This is a genomic window from Sphaerotilus uruguayifluvii, assembly GCF_013294065.1.
GTDB classification, from domain to species: Bacteria; Pseudomonadota; Gammaproteobacteria; order Burkholderiales; family Burkholderiaceae_C; genus Sphaerotilus; species Sphaerotilus uruguayifluvii.
On the sequence record NZ_JABSNM010000001.1, the window covers coordinates 30,679 to 46,417 of the forward strand.

12 protein-coding genes are annotated in these 15,739 nt (G+C 72.5%); 4 read left to right on the forward strand and 8 right to left on the reverse strand.

All coding sequences use genetic code 11. The annotated features are described in order from the left end of the window. Positions 1-4: 4 nt before the first annotated feature. The gene (locus HNQ01_RS00135) at positions 5-1,903 is read right to left on the reverse strand and encodes a DUF1800 domain-containing protein (protein WP_286180371.1); all 1,899 of its coding nucleotides are present in this window, start codon (positions 1,901-1,903) and stop codon (positions 5-7) included. Between the two features lie 197 nt (positions 1,904-2,100). Between HNQ01_RS00135 and HNQ01_RS00140 the strand changes: the two genes are divergently transcribed. Next, positions 2,101-2,976, forward strand: coding sequence for an AEC family transporter (locus HNQ01_RS00140; RefSeq protein WP_173803295.1), 876 nt, complete (start codon positions 2,101-2,103; stop codon positions 2,974-2,976). Positions 2,977-2,983: 7 nt separating this feature from the next. Here HNQ01_RS00140 and HNQ01_RS00145 read toward each other — a convergent pair whose 3' ends face one another. Together HNQ01_RS00145 and HNQ01_RS00150 are read right to left on the reverse strand one after the other, a co-directional pair. Beyond that, positions 2,984-3,664 (reverse strand): phosphatase PAP2 family protein, encoded by a 681-nt coding sequence (locus HNQ01_RS00145; RefSeq protein ID WP_353621611.1) that lies wholly within the window; start codon positions 3,662-3,664, stop codon positions 2,984-2,986. Next, positions 3,661-5,334 carry a phosphoethanolamine transferase gene (locus HNQ01_RS00150; protein WP_173803296.1) on the reverse strand — a complete coding sequence of 558 codons (1,674 nt, stop codon included), beginning with the start codon at positions 5,332-5,334 and terminating at the stop codon, positions 3,661-3,663. The genes HNQ01_RS00145 and HNQ01_RS00150 overlap by 4 nt, the downstream gene beginning before the upstream one ends. A 271-nt stretch (positions 5,335-5,605) precedes the next feature. Here HNQ01_RS00150 and HNQ01_RS00155 point away from each other — a divergent pair, with 271 nt between their 5' ends. Together HNQ01_RS00155 and HNQ01_RS00160 are read left to right on the forward strand one after the other, a co-directional pair. Beyond that, positions 5,606-6,259 carry a response regulator transcription factor gene (locus HNQ01_RS00155; protein WP_173803297.1) on the forward strand — a complete coding sequence of 218 codons (654 nt, stop codon included), beginning with the start codon at positions 5,606-5,608 and terminating at the stop codon, positions 6,257-6,259. Then, positions 6,256-7,623: a sensor histidine kinase gene (locus HNQ01_RS00160; protein ID WP_173803298.1), complete on the forward strand. Its 1,368-nt coding sequence runs from the start codon at positions 6,256-6,258 to the stop codon at positions 7,621-7,623. Before HNQ01_RS00155 ends, HNQ01_RS00160 begins: the two co-directional genes overlap by 4 nt. Here HNQ01_RS00160 and HNQ01_RS00165 read toward each other — a convergent pair. From HNQ01_RS00165 to HNQ01_RS00185, 5 genes are all read right to left on the reverse strand, one after another. Then, positions 7,578-8,591 (reverse strand): MBL fold metallo-hydrolase, encoded by a 1,014-nt coding sequence (locus HNQ01_RS00165; RefSeq protein WP_173803299.1) that lies wholly within the window; start codon positions 8,589-8,591, stop codon positions 7,578-7,580. The two genes, HNQ01_RS00160 and HNQ01_RS00165, sit on opposite strands and share 46 nt — an antisense overlap. 103 nt (positions 8,592-8,694) lie before the next feature. Next, the gene (locus tag HNQ01_RS00170; protein WP_173803300.1) at positions 8,695-9,564 is read right to left on the reverse strand and encodes a helix-turn-helix transcriptional regulator; all 870 of its coding nucleotides are present in this window, start codon (positions 9,562-9,564) and stop codon (positions 8,695-8,697) included. 44 nt (positions 9,565-9,608) lie between these two features. After that, positions 9,609-10,826, reverse strand: a complete 1,218-nt coding sequence (alaC, locus tag HNQ01_RS00175; RefSeq protein ID WP_173803301.1) for an alanine transaminase — start codon at positions 10,824-10,826, stop codon at positions 9,609-9,611. A gap of 98 nt (positions 10,827-10,924) precedes the next feature. Further along, positions 10,925-12,739 carry a flavin-containing monooxygenase gene (locus HNQ01_RS00180; RefSeq protein ID WP_173803302.1) on the reverse strand — a complete coding sequence of 605 codons (1,815 nt, stop codon included), beginning with the start codon at positions 12,737-12,739 and terminating at the stop codon, positions 10,925-10,927. A 228-nt stretch (positions 12,740-12,967) separates the two neighbouring features. Beyond that, positions 12,968-14,956 carry a sigma-54-dependent Fis family transcriptional regulator gene (locus tag HNQ01_RS00185; protein ID WP_286180372.1) on the reverse strand — a complete coding sequence of 663 codons (1,989 nt, stop codon included), beginning with the start codon at positions 14,954-14,956 and terminating at the stop codon, positions 12,968-12,970. Positions 14,957-15,085: 129 nt separating this feature from the next. Between HNQ01_RS00185 and HNQ01_RS00190 the strand changes: the two genes are divergently transcribed. Then, positions 15,086-15,733 carry a YitT family protein gene (locus HNQ01_RS00190; RefSeq protein ID WP_173803303.1) on the forward strand — a complete coding sequence of 216 codons (648 nt, stop codon included), beginning with the start codon at positions 15,086-15,088 and terminating at the stop codon, positions 15,731-15,733. Positions 15,734-15,739: the final 6 nt, after the last annotated feature.

The following is a 15,739-nucleotide window of genomic DNA, read 5'->3' on the forward strand; positions in this document are numbered from 1 at the left end:
TCGTTCAGCGTTGCACCACGTACTCGGGCGAGGTCATCACCAGGTACACGGCCTTCCAGACGCGCAGCTTGCGCGCGTTGGCCAGCGTCACCGGCAGCGTGTTCATCACGTCGGTGATCGCGGCCTTGGTCGCGGGGCTCATCTGGCCGGCCATCAGCTCGAGGTTGAGCAGGCTCAGCAGCGTCTCGGCGTTGTCGGCCACCGCCTCGTAGCGGCTGTAGTCCGGCAGGATCTTGCCGCCGAAGCCGCGCTCGGCCAGCCAGGACATGAAGTTGCTGTAGCCGGTCAGCGTCGTCTCGTGCGTGATCTGGAACTCCGGCGCGGTCAGGCCGGCCAGCAGGATCGGTCCCGGCGGCGCGTAGTCGGGCCGGAAGAAGTTGAAGACGCTGGGCGAGCGCTGCGGATTCTGGCCCAGGCTGGTCACCGGATCCTCCAGGTTCCAGATCGTCCAGACGCCGTCGTTCGGCCGGGCGTTGAAGGCCCGCAGCCAGTGGCCGAAGCGCATCATCGGCTCGCGCAGCTTGCCGTAGGTCGGGCTGCCCAGCATCGTGTCGCTGCGCGCCTCGGTGTCGAGCAGGATGGCGCGCAGCACCGCCGCCAGGTCGCCGCGCACGCCGCGGCCGTTGTCGGTCCAGACCGCCGCGACCCGCGCGACATAGGCTCGGCTCGGATTGCTGGTGACAAAGCGCTTGATGAGCTGCTCGCTCATGAAGGGCGCGACGTTCGGGTGGTTGGCCAGCGTGTCGAGCGCGATCTTCAGCGAGGCCGGCCCGTCGGTGCCGGCCGGGATGACGACGCCGTTGACGATGGACTTCTGGCTGGTCGAGGTGATCGAGGCGTTGTTCTTCATCGGCAGCTCCCAGCTGCCGTAGGCCCCGCCCCAGGTCCAGCCGGTGAAGACCTTGGCCATGCCCATGACCTCGGGAATGCCGTAGGTCGGGATCGGGCTGCCGCTGGCGTCGAGCTGGCGGCTGCCGTCGGGATTGAGCATCCACAGGCCGATGCTGAAGAGCTGCATCACCTCGCGGGCGTAGTTCTCGTCAGGCAGGCGGCCGGTGGCGGTGTCCTCCTTCTGGTTGTTCATGTGCGACAGGTAGATGCCCATCGCCGGGCTCAGCGACACGCCCTCGAGCAGCTGGCGGTAGTTGCCGAAGGCGTTCTTCGCCAGCATGTCGATGTAGGCGGCATGGGCCTCGGGCTGGATGTCGATGCCGCTGCTGACCGCGCTGGTGACGAAGATCTCCGCCAGCGCCTGCGTCATGCGCTGGCGCAGCTGGTCCGGCGCGGTGGCGGCCTGCGACCAGTAGCTCTCCATGAAGGCGTTGATGAACTGCGAAGTGCCCAGCGGACCGCCGGTCTTCACATAGGTCCAGTGGCTGGGCGTCGTCAGCGGCAGCGCCAGCTGCTCGTCGACCCAGGCGGCCGGCGTCATCTTCGACACCCGCGCGATCTCGGTCGCGGTCGCGCCCCAGGTGGCCTGGTTGAGCAGGCGCGCGGCCTGCTTCTCGGCGGTGGTCAGCGGCGCCGGATAGGGCGTCGTCGGCGGGATCAGCACCGTCGAGGCGGTGGCGTAGCAGAACTTCTTCTGGCCGAAGGCCGGATCCTTGCCGAAGGCCGGGCTCGAGCAGGCCTGGCTGGAGGTGGCGTAGCGGTACAGCCACTTGCCCGGCACGCCATAGGCGACGCGACGCGTGCCCTCGAAGCGGCAGGTGCCCCACTCCGCCGCACAGGCAGTGCTGGTGTAGGGCACGCCGTCGATCAGGAAGGTGGCCGCCGTCTGGGCGGACGCCGGGTTGCCGGTCATCAGGGCCGCGAGGGCCGCGAAAGCCGTCAGGGCCCCCGCCCCCCGGCCGGTCGTCGGGCGCAGGCTGCGCCGCGGTCGTTGCTGCACGATCTTCTCCATCGGATCCACGTAGCTGAAGCAGGAAGCGGCGCCAGGCGCCTGTCGATGTTTTTCATTTTCGGCAACAACTGGTGACAAGGGGGTAACCGGGCGTCAACCGGGTGCCCCCCGTCCCCCCGCGTTCAGGGTGAGGCTGTCACGAACCGCGACTTTCTTCACGCCGAACCAGTCCGGCACGGCGCGGTTATCGTGGCGCCATGCTGATGCGCATCGTCTCGATCCTGTTTCCGCTCTTCGCCATCACCGCGCTGGGCTACCTCGTCGGCCGGCGCCACCGCCCGGACCTGGCCGAGGCCAACCGGCTCAACATGGAGGTCTTCACGCCAGCGCTGGTCTTCGCCGCGCTGGCCGGGCGCGAGGTCCGGCCGGCCGAGGATCTGCCGCTGCTGGGCGCGACGCTGGCGGTGCTGGCCGGCAGCGGCGCCATCGGCTGGGCAGCGGCGCGCTGGCGCGGCATCGATCCGCGCACGCTGGTGCCGCCGATGATGTTCAGCAACAGCGGCAACCTCGGCCTGCCGCTGGCGGTGCTGGCCTTCGGCCCCGAGGCGCTGGCGCCGGCGGTGGTCATCTTCGCGGTGACCAACCTGGTCCACTTCTCCTTCGGCGTCTGGCTGCTCGACCGCCAGGCACGGCGGGTCGACGCCTGGCGCTCGCCCTCGGTGCTGGCGGCCTTCGCGGGCGTGGCGGTCAGCCTGTCGGGCCTGGGCGTGTGGCCGCCGCTGATGACCGCGATCCGCATGGTCGGCGACATCGCGGTGCCGCTGATGCTGCTGGCGCTGGGCGTGCGGATGGCGGAATCGCGCATCGGCGCGATCGGCTTCGGGCTGAAGGGCGCGCTGCTGCGCCCGCTGGCCGGGGCGGCCGCGGCCTGGATGGCCGCGCACGCCTTCGACCTGCCCGAGCGCGAGCGGGGCCTGCTGCTGATCTATGGCGCGCTGCCGCCGGCGGTGCTGAACTACATGTTCGCCGAGCGCTACCGCCAGGAGCCGGACCGGGTCGCGTCGATGGTGCTGATCGGCAACGCGATCGCGCCGCTGGTGCTGTCGGTCGCGCTGGCGCTGGTGCTGCGCTGAACCGGCTTCAGCGCAACCGGCGCCGCTCGTCGAAGGCCGCGACGGCCACGCACAGCGCCGCGCACAGCCAGGCGGTCCACAGCGTGTGGCTGGGATGGTGCGCGCCGCGCAGCGTCTGCGCCAGGCCGAACAGCGCCCCCGCCAGCAGCGTGCCGGCCAGCCAGACCCGCGCCAGGCGCGGACGGCTGCAGCGCAGCAGGAAATAGCCGCTCAGGAAGCAGAACGCGCCCGCCGCATGGCCCGACGGGAAGCAGTGGCCGGGGCCGCCATCGCCCACGCTCCAGGCCCAGTGCGACACCTGCGCCGCCGAGCCGCCGAACTCGGCCAGATCCCAGGGGCAGCTGGTGCGGCTGATGCGCTTGATGCCCGGCACCAGCACCACCGCCGCCACCGTGACTGCCAGCCACAGCCGGCGCTCGCGCCGGCTCGGGCCCGCGACCTGCGGCCGCCACGCATCGACCGCCATCAGCAGCACGACCACCCAGGCCAGCAGCCGCCCGCCCGAGTGCAGCAGCGTGCTCGTCACCCAGGCCTCGCGCAGCGGGAAGCCCTCGGGCCCGCCGATCAGGCGCATCACCGCCAGGTCCAGGCCCGAGGCGTCCCAGCCCAGCAGCAGCGCCAGCGCGGCCAGCAGCACCGCCAGATCGCGCGGCCAGCGCGGCCGCGCCCCCGCCGGCAGCGGGCTCACTGCCCCGCCCCGGCGGGGCGGCGGCAAGCCGCCAGCAGGTCCAGCGGCGCCTCGTGCAGCGTGGTGCGCACGTCGAGCAGGCCGAGCATCGTGTGGAACAGGTTGTCGTGCGTGGCCGGCTGCGCGGCGCGCCGGCGCAGGCAGTCGAGGTCGAGCGCCTCCTGGCGCGCCAGGCCGTCGGAGAACCACATCACCATCGGCACGCGCTTCTGCTCCTGCGGCGCGATCGCCCAGGGCAGCCCGTGCAGGAAGAGATTCGACTCGCCCAGCGACTCGCCGTGGTCGGAGAGGTAGATCATCGCGGTGTCGACCCGGCCGGACTGCGCCTGCGCCTTCAGGCGCTCGATCAGCGTCGCCAGCACATGGTCGGTGTAGAGCAGCGCGTTGTCGTAGGCGTTGGCGATCGCGGCGTTGTCGCACTGGCGCAGGTCATCGCTCTGGCAGGCCGGCTGGAAGCGGCCGAAGCGGTCGGGATAGCGGCGGAAGTAGGACGGACCGTGGTTGCCGAGCATGTGCAGCACGATGACGCCGCTGCCCTGGGCCTGGGCCAGCCGCTCGTCCAGGCCGGCCAGCAGCGCCTCGTCGAGGCAGCGCCCCTCGGCGCACAGCCCCGGCGGGTCGAGCCGAACCATCTCCTCGCTGGGCAGGCCGTCGCAGACGCCCTTGCAGCCGGACTGGTTGTCGCGCCACAGCACGTCGACGCCCGCGCGCGAGAGCACATGCAGCAGCGACTCGCTGCCGCGGATGCGGTCCTCGTCGTAGTCGCGCCGGCCCACCGGCGCGAACATGCACGGCACCGAGACCTCGGTGTTGGTGCCGCAGCTCGAGGTCTGCGGGAAGTTGATCAGGCCGGGCACGGCCGCCAGCTCCGGCGTGGTCTGGCGCACATGGCCATTCAGTCCCCAGTTGGCGGCACGGGCCGTCTCGCCGACGACCAGGACGACGCGCATCGGCCGGGTGCGCGCGCTCATGCGCGGCCCCGGCGCGGCGTCCAGCCCGATCGGCTGGCGCGGCCTGGCGGCGCCCTTGAGGTCGGCGGCGACGACGCTGCCGGTCGACCACAGCACATTGGCCGGCGTGATCAGGTAGCGCAGCTCGCGCTGGTTGCGCATCAGCGAGGACAGCGGCCGGAACTCGATCATCACCGCCGCCACCAGCAGCACCAGCGCCCCCAGCAGCCACAGCGCGCGCGCCAGCGCCGCCTTCGCGAACGGGCGCCGGCGCAGCGGCAGCCAGAACAGCAGCCCGATCGGCAGCACCGCCTGCAGCCCCAGGTGCAGCGCCAGCATCGGGCCGATCAGCTCACGCGCCTCGGCCGGATCGGTGCGCAGCGCGTTGCGCAGCATCGACGGGTCGAGGTAGACGCCGAAGGTCCCGATGAAATGGGAGCCGCCGGCAGCGACCAGGATCAGCAGCGCCGCCACCGGCTTGAGCAGCCGGCCATGGCACAGCAGGCCGAGCACCAGGAAATGCAGCGCCAGCAGCGCCACCGCCAGCGCCAGGCCAAAGCCCCAGGACGACGGATCGCCGAGCGCTCGGCCGGCCAGCGCCTGGCGGAAAAAGGCGGCATTGGCCGTGAGCAGCCAGAACAGGCTGACCAGCAGCAGGGCGGCCTCGGCCGACCAGGCGCGGCGCGGCGCGGCCGCACCGGAAGAATCTTCGACGGACATCGTGTGGACAGCGCCGGCAGGCGCGTGGCGGGAGCAGGGACGGACAAAAGGGGGGACATCGGCACCCGACGCCGGGCCGGGATCGGGCCGCCTCGACATGAAGCCAGCCTGAACCGGCCCATTGGCCGTGCTGCCGCGGCGGAAATGGACTGCACTGTCCGCCGAAGGTGCTAGTTTCGTCGATCGGTCACGGACACCGGGCCATGCGGACGCGAAGTCCCTGGCCTCGGCCCGCGGCCATGCCTCTCCCCCCTGCCTGCTGCCCTGCACGATGAGACTGCTGCTGCTCGAAGACGATCCGATCCTGGGCGAAGGCCTGAGGGACTACCTGCGCGCCGAGGGTCATTCGGTCGACTGGTTCCGCCGCCTCGGCGACGCCGCGCTGATGGCCGACGAGCCCTGCGACGCGCTGCTGGTCGACTGGCAGCTGCCCGACGGCTCCGGCCTGGACTGGGTGCGCACGCTGCGCCGGCGCGGCGTGACGACGCCGATCCTGATGCTGACCGCACGCGACCGGCTCGCCGACCGCATCGACGGCCTGGACGCCGGCGCCGACGACTACCTGGTCAAGCCCTTCGCGCCGGAGGAGATGTCGGCGCGGCTGCGTGCGGTGTGCCGGCGCAGCGCCGGCAGCGCCAGCGAGGTGCTGCGCATCGGCGCGGTCGAGATCGAGCTGAGCGGGCGCATCGCCCGGCTCGACGGCCAGCGCGTCGAGCTGACCGCGCGCGAATGGGCAGTGCTGGAGGCGCTGGCGCTGCGTGCCGGGCGCATCGTCTCGAAGAACGACCTGGACACCCTCGTGCTCGGCACCGATTCCGAGGTGGTCAGCAACGCGCTGGAGGTGCATGTCTCGGCGCTGCGCCGCAAGCTCGGCCGCAGCCTGATCGAGACGGTGCGCGGCCTCGGCTACCGCCTGGCGACATGAGCCGGGCCGCGGCCACCGTGCAGTCGATCGGCGCGCGGCTGTCGTCGGCGCTGCTGTGGATCTCGCTGGCCTGGGGACTGGCGGCGGCGCTGGCGGTCTGGCTGGTCGTCGAGCACGAGGTCGAGGAACTGCTCGACGACGCGCTGATCGCCTCGGCCGGGCTGATCTCGGGCCTGCTGCCCGACACCGAGCTGCAGGACGAGGTGCTGCACCGCGCGGCCGCCACCGTCGCGCTCGGCCCGGGCAGCAGCCGCTTCTCGTGGCAGGTGGTCGACGACGACGCGCATGCGGCGCAGGTGCTGATGCGCTCGTCGCGCGCGCCGGCGCAGCCGCTGCAGGCACAGCGCCGCCCGGGCCTGTCGGACTCGGTCGACGGCTGGCGGGTCTACGGCCTGGCGCTCGGCAGCGAGGGGCGCATGCTCTATGTCGCGCAGTCGCGCGAGGAGCGGCTCGAGGCGCTCGGCGACGTCACGCGCGGCACGCTGGTGGCGGCGATGCTGGTCGGCATCGGCGGCGCCAGCGCGCTGCGCCGGCGCGCCCGGCGCGAGCTGCAGCCGCTCAACCAGCTCTCGGAGCAGGTGCGCGGGCATGATCCGCTGGATGCGGCCACCGCGCTGCCGCCGGCCGAGCGCATCGAGCTCCAGCCGATCCGCGACGCGATCGACGCGCTGGGACGCCGGCTGGCGCAGCGCATCCACAACGAGCGCGCGATCGTCGCGCATGCGGCGCATGCGCTGCGCACGCCGCTGGCCGGCATGGACGTGCAGCTCGCGCTGGCGCTGCGCGAATGCCCGGACGGCGCCGAGGCGATGCGCCAGCGCCTGCAGCGCAGCCGCGAGGCGGCCTCGCGGCTGTCGCGGGTGGCCACCGCGCTGCTGACGCTGTTCCGCTCCGGCGTCGACATCGAGCGCCACTCGGTCGACGTGGTCGACCTGGTCGCGCACATCCCGATGCCAGGGCTGGCGCTGCTGCTCGACGACGAGGACGCGGCACTGGCCGAACCGCTGATGGCCGACGCCGACCTGCTGGTGGCAGCGCTGGCCAACCTGCTCGACAACGCGGTGCGCCACGGCGCGCGGCAGGTGCGCGTCGAGCGCACCCGGCTCGGCCTGCGCCTGGTCGACGACGGCCCCGGCATCGATCCGGGGCGGCGCCAGGCGCTGCAGCAGGCCCTCGACGCGCAGGCCTACGAAGGCCGCACCGGGCTGGGCCTGATGCTGGCCGATCTGGTGGCGCGGGCCCACGGCGGGCGGCTCCGGCTGGACAGCCCGGCCCAGGGCAGCGGCCTGGCGGTCGAGCTGGAACTCGGCCCCGACGATCAGCGCGTGGCCACCGGGCCGTACTCGGCCGGCACCCAGCGGTAGGCCTCGCCCTCGCGGCCGACCCGGCCCAGGCCGGGGAAGGGCAGGTGCGCACCGGCGATCGACCAGCCCTCGCGCACCGCCTGCTCGAACACCTTGCGGCGCGTCGCGATCGCCTGCGCCGGGTCGGTGTCGAACTCGATGCTGACCGCAGGGCGCGCGAACTGCACCGCATGCGAGTGCACCAGATCGCCCCAGACCAGCAGCCGGCGGCCCTGCGACTCGAACAGGAAGGAGCTGTGGCCGGGCGTGTGGCCGTTCGTCGCCATCGCGGTGATGCCGGGCAGCAGGGCCTCGCCCGGCGCGAAGGTCGACAGCCGGCCGGCCTCGCGGTAGGGCGCGACCGACTCGCGCGCCATCCTGAAGAAGCCCTGCATCTCCTTGGGCGCGCCGGCGGCGATCTTCTCGTCGAGCCAGAAGCCGGCATCGGCCGCGGCCACCCGCACGGTCGCGTTCGGGAAGGCCGCGCGGCCCTGCGCGTCGCGCAGGCCGCAGAGGTGGTCGGCGTGCATGTGGGTCAGCAGCACGACGTCGACCTGCTCCGGCGCATAGCCGGCCGCCTTCAGGTTGTCCTGGATGCGGCCCAGCGTCGGGCCGAAGCACGACGCGGCGCCCGCATCGACCAGCACCAGCTTCTGCCCGGTGTGGACCAGGAAGGCGTTGACCGCGGTCTGCACGCCCGGGGTGGTCTCCAGGAACATGCGCGCCAGCAGCGTCTGGATCTCGTCGGCGGCCAGGCCCTTGAGCAGCCCCGGCGCCAGCGGCACGACACCGTCGAACAGCGCGGTGACCTCGAAGTCGCCGAAGGCGGCGCGGTAGTAGCCCGGCACCTGGCTGCGCTGCTGCGCGGGCGGCGCGGCCTGCGCCTCGGCCAGCGGGGCCAGCGTCGCGCCCAGCGCAGCCAGCGGCAGCAGCGCGGCGGCCACGGCGCGGCGCAGCGGCGATCTCGTCGTCTTCGGCATGATCGTCATCGGAATCTCTCCTGGGTGGGTCGGAACATCGATGTCGACAGCGTAGTCGGGCCGGCGTGCGCGCGGCGCTCAGAGTCGTGCGCGAAACGCTCAGGCCCGGCCGTCAGACCGCCACCGGCTCGGGCAGCGGCACGCCCAGGCCGATGCGCGAGGGCTCGACGCCGTAGCGCTCGCCGAAGCGCCGCACGAAGCTCGACACCGAGCGGTAGCCGACGCGCTGCGCCACCGTCTTGACCGGCAGCCGCGTCGCGTACAGCAGCTGCAGCGCGCAGGCCAGCCGCGCCTCGACCAGCACGCGGCGCAGGCTGGTGCCCTCGTCGGCCAGGCGCCGGCGCAGCGTCGCGCCGCTCAGGCCGGTGATGCGCTCGATGTCGTCGGAGCTCCAGGCGCGCGCCGGGCGCTCGGCGACCAGCGCGTGGATGCGCGCGGCCAGCCGCAGCTCCACCGGCACCAGCACGCCGGCGTGGCCCAGCTCGCACAGCCGCAGCACCAGGCCGAGCAGCGCGTGGTCGGCCTGCAGCGCGCGGCCCTGCTCCACCGCCAGCGCCCACTGCATCCAGCCCTCGGCCAGCTCCGCGTGCGTGCCCAGCGTCAGCACCGCCGACGCGCCGGGCTGCCCCGGCGGCGGCGCTCGCCAGAGCCGGCGCGCCGCCTCGCGCACCGGCTCGGGCACCATCAGGCCGACCGCGACGTATTCGCCGGCGGCCGCGTCGGGCAGGTTCTCCATGTCGACCTGGCGCGCGCCCGGCACCAGCAGCAGCTCGCCCGGGCACACCGACAGCCGCAGCTCGCCGTCGCGCAGCCGCTTGTGCCCGACCAGCGGCAGCACCAGCAGCGGCCCGCCCAGCTCGGCCGACTTGATCGCATGGCCCTGCACCGCACGGATGCAGCCACACGGCGGCATGCGCTCGTCGCGCGCCAGCGCCAGCAGGCGCGACAGCAGCAGATCGATCGGGGCGGCGGGAGCGTTCATCGGCGCGGACCTTCCGGTGACGGGACTGCCGCGATGATGCGGCCTCAGCCGGCCGGCGTCACGCCGTCGGCCTTGAGCATCGCGCGGATGCCGCGCACGGCCTGGCGGATGCGGCTCTCGTTCTCGATCAGCGCGAAGCGCACATGGTCGTCGCCGTGGTCGCCGAAGCCGATGCCGGGGCTGACGCAGACCCGGGCGCGCTCCATCAGCCGCTTGGCGAATTCCAGCGAGCCCAGCGCCGCGTACTTCTCGGGGATCTTCGCCCAGATGTACATCGAGGCCTTGGGGCAGTCGACGTTCCAGCCGGCATCGCGCAGGCCCTTGACCAGCACGTCGCGGCGCTTCTGGTAGGTGGCGGCGATGTCACGGACGCAGGCCTGGTCGCCTTCCAGCGCCGCGATCGCCGCCACCTGCAGCGGCGTGAAGGTGCCGTAGTCGTGGTAGCTCTTGATGCGCGCCAGGGCGGCCACCAGATCGGGATTGCCGACCATGAAGCCGATGCGCCAGCCGGCCATGTTGTAGCTCTTGCTGAGCGTGAAGAACTCGACCGCGATGTCCTTGGCGCCGGGCACCTGCATGATCGACGGCGCCTTCCAGCCGTCGAAGACGATGTCGGCGTAGGCCAGGTCGTGCACGACGAAGATGTCGTGCTTCTTCGCCAGCGCGATGACGCGCTCGAAGAAGTCCAGCTCGACGCACTGCGCCGTCGGGTTGCTCGGGAAGCCCAGCACCATCATCTTGGGCTTGGGGTAGCTGCCGCGGATGGTCTTCTCCAGCTCGGCGAAGAAGTCCACGCCGGGAACGAGCGGCACCGAGCGGATGTCGGCGCCGGCGATGACCGCGCCGTAGATGTGGATCGGATAGCTCGGGTCCGGCACCAGCACGGTGTCGCCGCGGTCGAGCGTGGCCAGCATCAGGTGCGCCAGGCCCTCCTTCGAGCCGATGGTGACGATGGCCTCGCTGTCGGGGTCGATGTCGACGGCGTAGCGGTCCTTGTACCAGTGCGAGATCGCGCGGCGCAGGCGCGGAATGCCCTTGCTGGCCGAGTAGCCGTGGGTGTCGGGGCGCTGCGCGACCTCGGTGAGCTTGGCGACGATGTGCGCCGGCGTGGCCCCGTCGGGGTTGCCCATGCTGAGGTCGATGATGTCTTCCCCGCGGCGGCGGGCGGCGAGCTTGAGCTCGGCCGTGATGTTGAAGACGTAGGGGGGAAGACGGTCGATGCGGGCGAAGCGGCGCTTGCCCGAAGAGCTGGAAGACGACATTGGCAGGGATGAACGTGAGCGCCCGGAACCGTCCGAGCGACGTCGGGCCGCGCGATGCGGCCCGGGGCCATCCTAGCGCACGCGCAGCTCCTCTGTCATCAGCGCCGGTGGTGGCTCGGCGCCGGCTTGTGAACCGGCGTGGCCAGCCCTTCCATGCGCGCCTTGAGCTGCAGCGCCAGGTACTGCGAGTAGCAGCGCGACTGGTGCAGGTTGCCGCCGTGGATCCACAGGTTCTCGACCGGCGTGGGCTTCCACATGTTGCGCAGCTCGCCCTCCCACGGGCCGGGGTCCTTGGTGGTGGCCGAGCCCAGGCCCCAGCACTTGCCGACCTGGTCGGCGACCTCGGGCGAGATCAGGTCGGCCAGCCAGCTGTTCATCGAGCCGTAGCCGGTCGCGTAGACCAGCAGGTCGCAGGGCAGCTCGGTGCCGTCGGTCAGCGTGACCGAGCGCGGGTTGATGCGCTCGATGTTGACGCGGCTCTTCAGGTGGATGCGGCCGTCGGCCACCAGCTCGGAGGCGCCGACGTCGATGTAGTAGCCCGAACCGCGACGCAGGTACTTCATGAACAGGCCCGAGCCGTCCTCGCCGAAGTCGAGCAGGAAGCCGGCCTTCTCCAGCCGCGCGTACAGGTCGGCGTCGCGGCGCTTCATCTCCTCGTACACCGGGATGTGGAAGGTGTGCATGATCCGGTACGGCACCGAGGCAAACAGCAGGTCGGCCTTCTCGGTGCTGACGCCGTTCTCCAGCGCCTGCTCCGAGTAGAGCCCGCCCAGCGCCAGCTCCATCAGCGAGTCCGACGGCGCGATGTGCGTCGAGCTGCGCTGGATCATCGTCACGTCGGCGCCGTGCTCCCAGAGGTCGGCGCAGATGTCGTGCGCGGAGTTGTTCGAGCCCAGCACCACCGCCTTGCGGCCCGCCCAGGCCGCGCCGCCGGGGTGGCGGCTGGAATGGTGCTGCGTGCCCTCGAAGGTCTCGGCGCCGGGAATCTTCGGCACGTTGGCGTAGCCCGACACGCCCAGCGCGAACACCAGCTGGCGCGGCCGCAGCGTGACCGGCCGGCCCTCGCGCACCACGCGCACCTCCCAGCGGCCGCTGGCCTCGTCCCAGCGGCACTTCTCGGCGACGGTGGAACTCCAGTAGTTCAGCTCCATCACCTTGACGTACATCTCCAGCCAGTCGCCGACCTTGTCCTTCGGGCAGAACACCGGCCAGTCGTCCGGGAAGGGCAGATAGGGCATGTGGTCGTACCAGACCGGATCGTGCAGGCACAGGCTCTTGTAGCGGTTGCGCCAGGAGTCGCCGGCACGCGCGTTCTTCTCGATGATGATCGTCGGCACGCCCAGCCGGCGCAGCCGCGCCCCGAGGCCGATGCCGCCCTGGCCGCCGCCGATGATGACCACCTCGGGCTGCTCGGTGTCGCCCAGCGCGGCCAGTTCCTGCTGGCGGCGCTCGAGCCAGCTGACGCGCCCGCCGGCCTGCGCGCCGTGCTCGGCGCCCTTGATGCGACGCCGGCCCTTCTTCTCCTCGAAGCCCTTGAGCTCGCTCATCGTCGTCAGCAGCGTCCAGGCGAGATCGCCCTTCAGGCGCAGATGGCCGGTGCCGCGCGCCTGCGCGGTCTCGAAGTCGAACCAGGCCTCGGTGACGCCGCCGGCCTCGCTGGCCTCGCCCTGCAGGCGGAAGCCGGACGGCGCCACGGTGCCGAGCTGCGCGTCGAGCATCTCGCGGATCGCGTCGCGGCCCTCCTCGGTGCGCAGGTTCCAGGTGAAACTGACCAGGTCGCGCCAGTAGCACTCGTCGTCGAACAGCGCGGCGGCGGCCTCGCTGTCGCGCGCGGCCAGCGCGGCCTCGAGACGGGCCAGCCAGGCGGCGGCGCGGGCGGTCGGGGTGACCGGGGCGGTCAGGGTCTCGCTCATCGTCATGTCTCCTTCGTGGTGGATGCGGATGCGGCCGGCCTCTGCGCTGCCGTGCCGCCGCCTCCAGACAGCGCAAGCCGCGTGCCGCGCCCGCTCACGCCCTGGAACGAAGACAAGTCATTGATTCCATTGACACTTCCCGCACCGCCCGGCACCCGGCCGCCGCGGTGACAGCTGTCACACCGAGACAGCTGTCACCGGTCGCCGCGTGACAGGTGCCTCGACCGATCACTCGGCCGCATCCAGCGGCGAGACGATGCCGAAGCGGCGCATGCGCCGGTACAGCGTCATGCGCGCGACGCCCATCTCGCGCGCGACCGCCGAGACATTCCAGCGTGCAGCCGCGAGGCGCTCGCGCAGCTGCCGGGCCGCGTCATGCTCGATCGCGGCGACCGCAGCGGCGGACGGCGGTGCCGCCAGGGCGGCGCGGCGGCCGCCCTGGTCCTGCAGCCGCTCGGGCAGATCGGCCAGGCGGATCACGCCGCCGAGGCAGACGCTGCGGGCGTAGTCGACGACATTGCGCAGCTCGCGCAGGTTGCCGGGCCAGTCGTGCGCCCGCAGCGCCGCGCGGGCGTCGTCGGCCAGCACCGTGCCGGCGCCGTCGTCGGCCAGCAGCCGCGCGACCAGCACCTCCAGATCGCGGCGCTCGCGCAGCGGCGGCAGCGCGAAGTGCGCGCCGTTGAGCCGGTAGTAGAGATCGTCGCGGAAGCGCCCCTCGCGCACCATGGTCTCGAGCGGACAGTGCGTCGCGGCGATCACCCGCAGGCGCACCGGCTGCGGCCGCGTCGCGCCGATCGGCAGCACCTCGCGCTCGGCCAGCACCCGCAGCAGCCGCGCCTGCAGCGCACGCGGCATGTCGCCGATCTCGTCGAGAAAGAGCGTGCCGCCGTCGGCCTCCTGGATCAGGCCGCGCTTGCCCTTCGGGCCCGCGCCGGAAAAGCTGCCCGGCAGATGGCCGAACAGCTCGCTCTCGATCAGCGACTCGGGAATGGCGGCGCAGTTGACCGCGACGAAGGGCCCGTCGCGGCGCGCGCTGCTGCGGTGCAGCGCCTTGGCGAGAAACTCCTTGCCGCTGCCGGTCTCGCCGGTGATCAGCAGGCTGACCGGGCTGTCGACCAGCCGCGCGGCGCGCTCGACCAGCCGGTCCAGCGCAGGGTCGCCCCCCGAGAGCGCGGCCAGCGGCGCCGGCAGCGTGGCGCTGCGCGGCGTCTCGGCCGGGCGGCGGGCCGGCGACACGGCCGGCGGCGCGCTCACCCGCAGGAACAGCAGGTCCGGCCGCCCGGTGCAGCGCACCGCGCCGGCCTCGCCGCCCTGCCCGGCCAGATGGCGCGGCAGCTCGGCGGGCGTGAGCTCCAGCAGCGCCTGCAGCGGCCGGCCGATCAGCGTCGAGGCCGCCGTCGCCGCGGTGCCCGGCGGCGCGAAGAGCTGCTGCGCGCGGCGGTTGTGGCCGGTGACGCGGCCGGCCGCGTCCAGCGCCAGCAGATAGTCGGCGCGCAGGTCGAGAAAGGCCGGCGCGTCGCCCAGGCGCAGGATCCAGTCGCGCCGGTGGCGCCGCAGGAAGGCGGCGTCCTCGATGCGCGCGGCGGCGTCGCGCACCAGCTGCAGCGCCAGATGCTGGCTGGACTTGGGCTCGGCGCTGCTGAGCTGCGAGATGTCGAGCACCGCCTCCAGCCGCCCGCCGGGCCCGAACACCGGCGCCGAGGTGCAGGTCAGCGGAATGTGGGTCGCGTCGAAGTGGTCGTCCAGATGCACCGTCAGCGCCTGGCCGGTGCTGATGCAGGTGCCCACGCCGCAGGTGCCGGCCTGCGCCTCGCTCCAGTCGGCGCCCAGATAGAGGCCGGCGCGGCGCAGCCGGCCCTCGATCTGCAGGTCGCCGAGAAAGTCCACCGTCACGCCGCGCGCGTCGGTCAGCAGCACCACATAGCCCAGGCCGGCGACCTGGCGATAGAGCTGCTCCAGTCCGTGGCGGGCGATCTGCAGGAAGTCCTCCATCTGGTCCTGGTGCTCGCGCAGCCGGGCCTGCGGCAGGATGACCGCCTCCTGCATGCGCGTCGGGTCGAGCCGGTGGTCGTGCACGCAGCGCTGCCAGCTCGCGCGGATGATCGCGTCGTGCGCGGCGGCGGCCGGCGCCGTCAGGCCCCGGTCGGCGACCTCGATGACGGTGGCGATGTGCGCACGCCGGGCGGCGGACAGCGGGGACGGCATGGCGGTCGACATGGACGGATCTCCGGACGGCTGGCCGGCCACTGTGCCGCAGCGCCGCGGGCGCGCACAGGCGTGAACACCCGGAGAATCGTGGCCGACACGACCGGATCGGTGCCGGCACGCTTCCTGCAGATTCGGGTCATGGCCGCCGATCCGCTTTCCCGCCCCGCCCCGCCCGCCGCCGAGACCGAGCGCGTGCGCCGCCACACCCCGTTCGAGGACGCGCAGGCGCTGTTCACCGGCACGCTGTTCGTGTCGCTGGCGCTGATCATGTTCCGCCAGGCCGGGCTGATGACCGGCGGCACCGCAGGCGCCGCCTTCCTGCTGCACTACGCCACCGGCTGGAGCTTCGGGCCGCTGTTCTTCGTTCTGAACCTGCCCTTCTACGGCTTCGCCTGGAAGCGCATGGGGCGCGAGTTCACGCTCAAGACCTTCCTGTCGGTGGGCCTGCTGTCGCTGATGACGTCCTGGTCGCCGGCGCTGTTCGCGATCGAGCGGCTGCATCCGGCCTACGCGGCGGTGCTCGGCGGGCTGCTGCTGGGCTCGGGCTGCCTGTTCCTGGCGCGGCACCACGCCAGCCTGGGTGGCGCCACCATCGTCTCGCTCTACCTGCAGCGCTCGCGCCACTGGCGCGCCGGCCATGTGCAGATGGCGATCGACGGCACGATCCTGGCGCTGTCCTTCGCGCTGATCGAGCCGCAGAAGGCGCTCTACTCCATCCTTGCCGCGGTGACGATGAACCTCTTCATCGCGATCAACCACCGACCGGGGCGCTACGCGGTGCTCTGAGGAGAC

Coding starts and splice junctions, on each gene's coding strand:
- HNQ01_RS00135 (WP_286180371.1), bottom strand. CDS start 1,903: ATGGAGAAGATCGTGCAGCAACGACCGCGGCGCAGCCTGCGCCCGACG.
- HNQ01_RS00140 (WP_173803295.1), top strand. CDS start 2,101: ATGCTGATGCGCATCGTCTCGATCCTGTTTCCGCTCTTCGCCATCACC.
- HNQ01_RS00150 (WP_173803296.1), bottom strand. CDS start 5,334: ATGTCCGTCGAAGATTCTTCCGGTGCGGCCGCGCCGCGCCGCGCCTGG.
- HNQ01_RS00155 (WP_173803297.1), top strand. CDS start 5,606: ATGAGACTGCTGCTGCTCGAAGACGATCCGATCCTGGGCGAAGGCCTG.
- HNQ01_RS00160 (WP_173803298.1), top strand. CDS start 6,256: ATGAGCCGGGCCGCGGCCACCGTGCAGTCGATCGGCGCGCGGCTGTCG.
- HNQ01_RS00165 (WP_173803299.1), bottom strand. CDS start 8,591: ATGACGATCATGCCGAAGACGACGAGATCGCCGCTGCGCCGCGCCGTG.
- HNQ01_RS00170 (WP_173803300.1), bottom strand. CDS start 9,564: ATGAACGCTCCCGCCGCCCCGATCGATCTGCTGCTGTCGCGCCTGCTG.
- alaC (WP_173803301.1), bottom strand. CDS start 10,826: ATGTCGTCTTCCAGCTCTTCGGGCAAGCGCCGCTTCGCCCGCATCGAC.
- HNQ01_RS00180 (WP_173803302.1), bottom strand. CDS start 12,739: ATGAGCGAGACCCTGACCGCCCCGGTCACCCCGACCGCCCGCGCCGCC.
- HNQ01_RS00185 (WP_286180372.1), bottom strand. CDS start 14,956: ATGTCGACCGCCATGCCGTCCCCGCTGTCCGCCGCCCGGCGTGCGCAC.
- HNQ01_RS00190 (WP_173803303.1), top strand. CDS start 15,086: ATGGCCGCCGATCCGCTTTCCCGCCCCGCCCCGCCCGCCGCCGAGACC.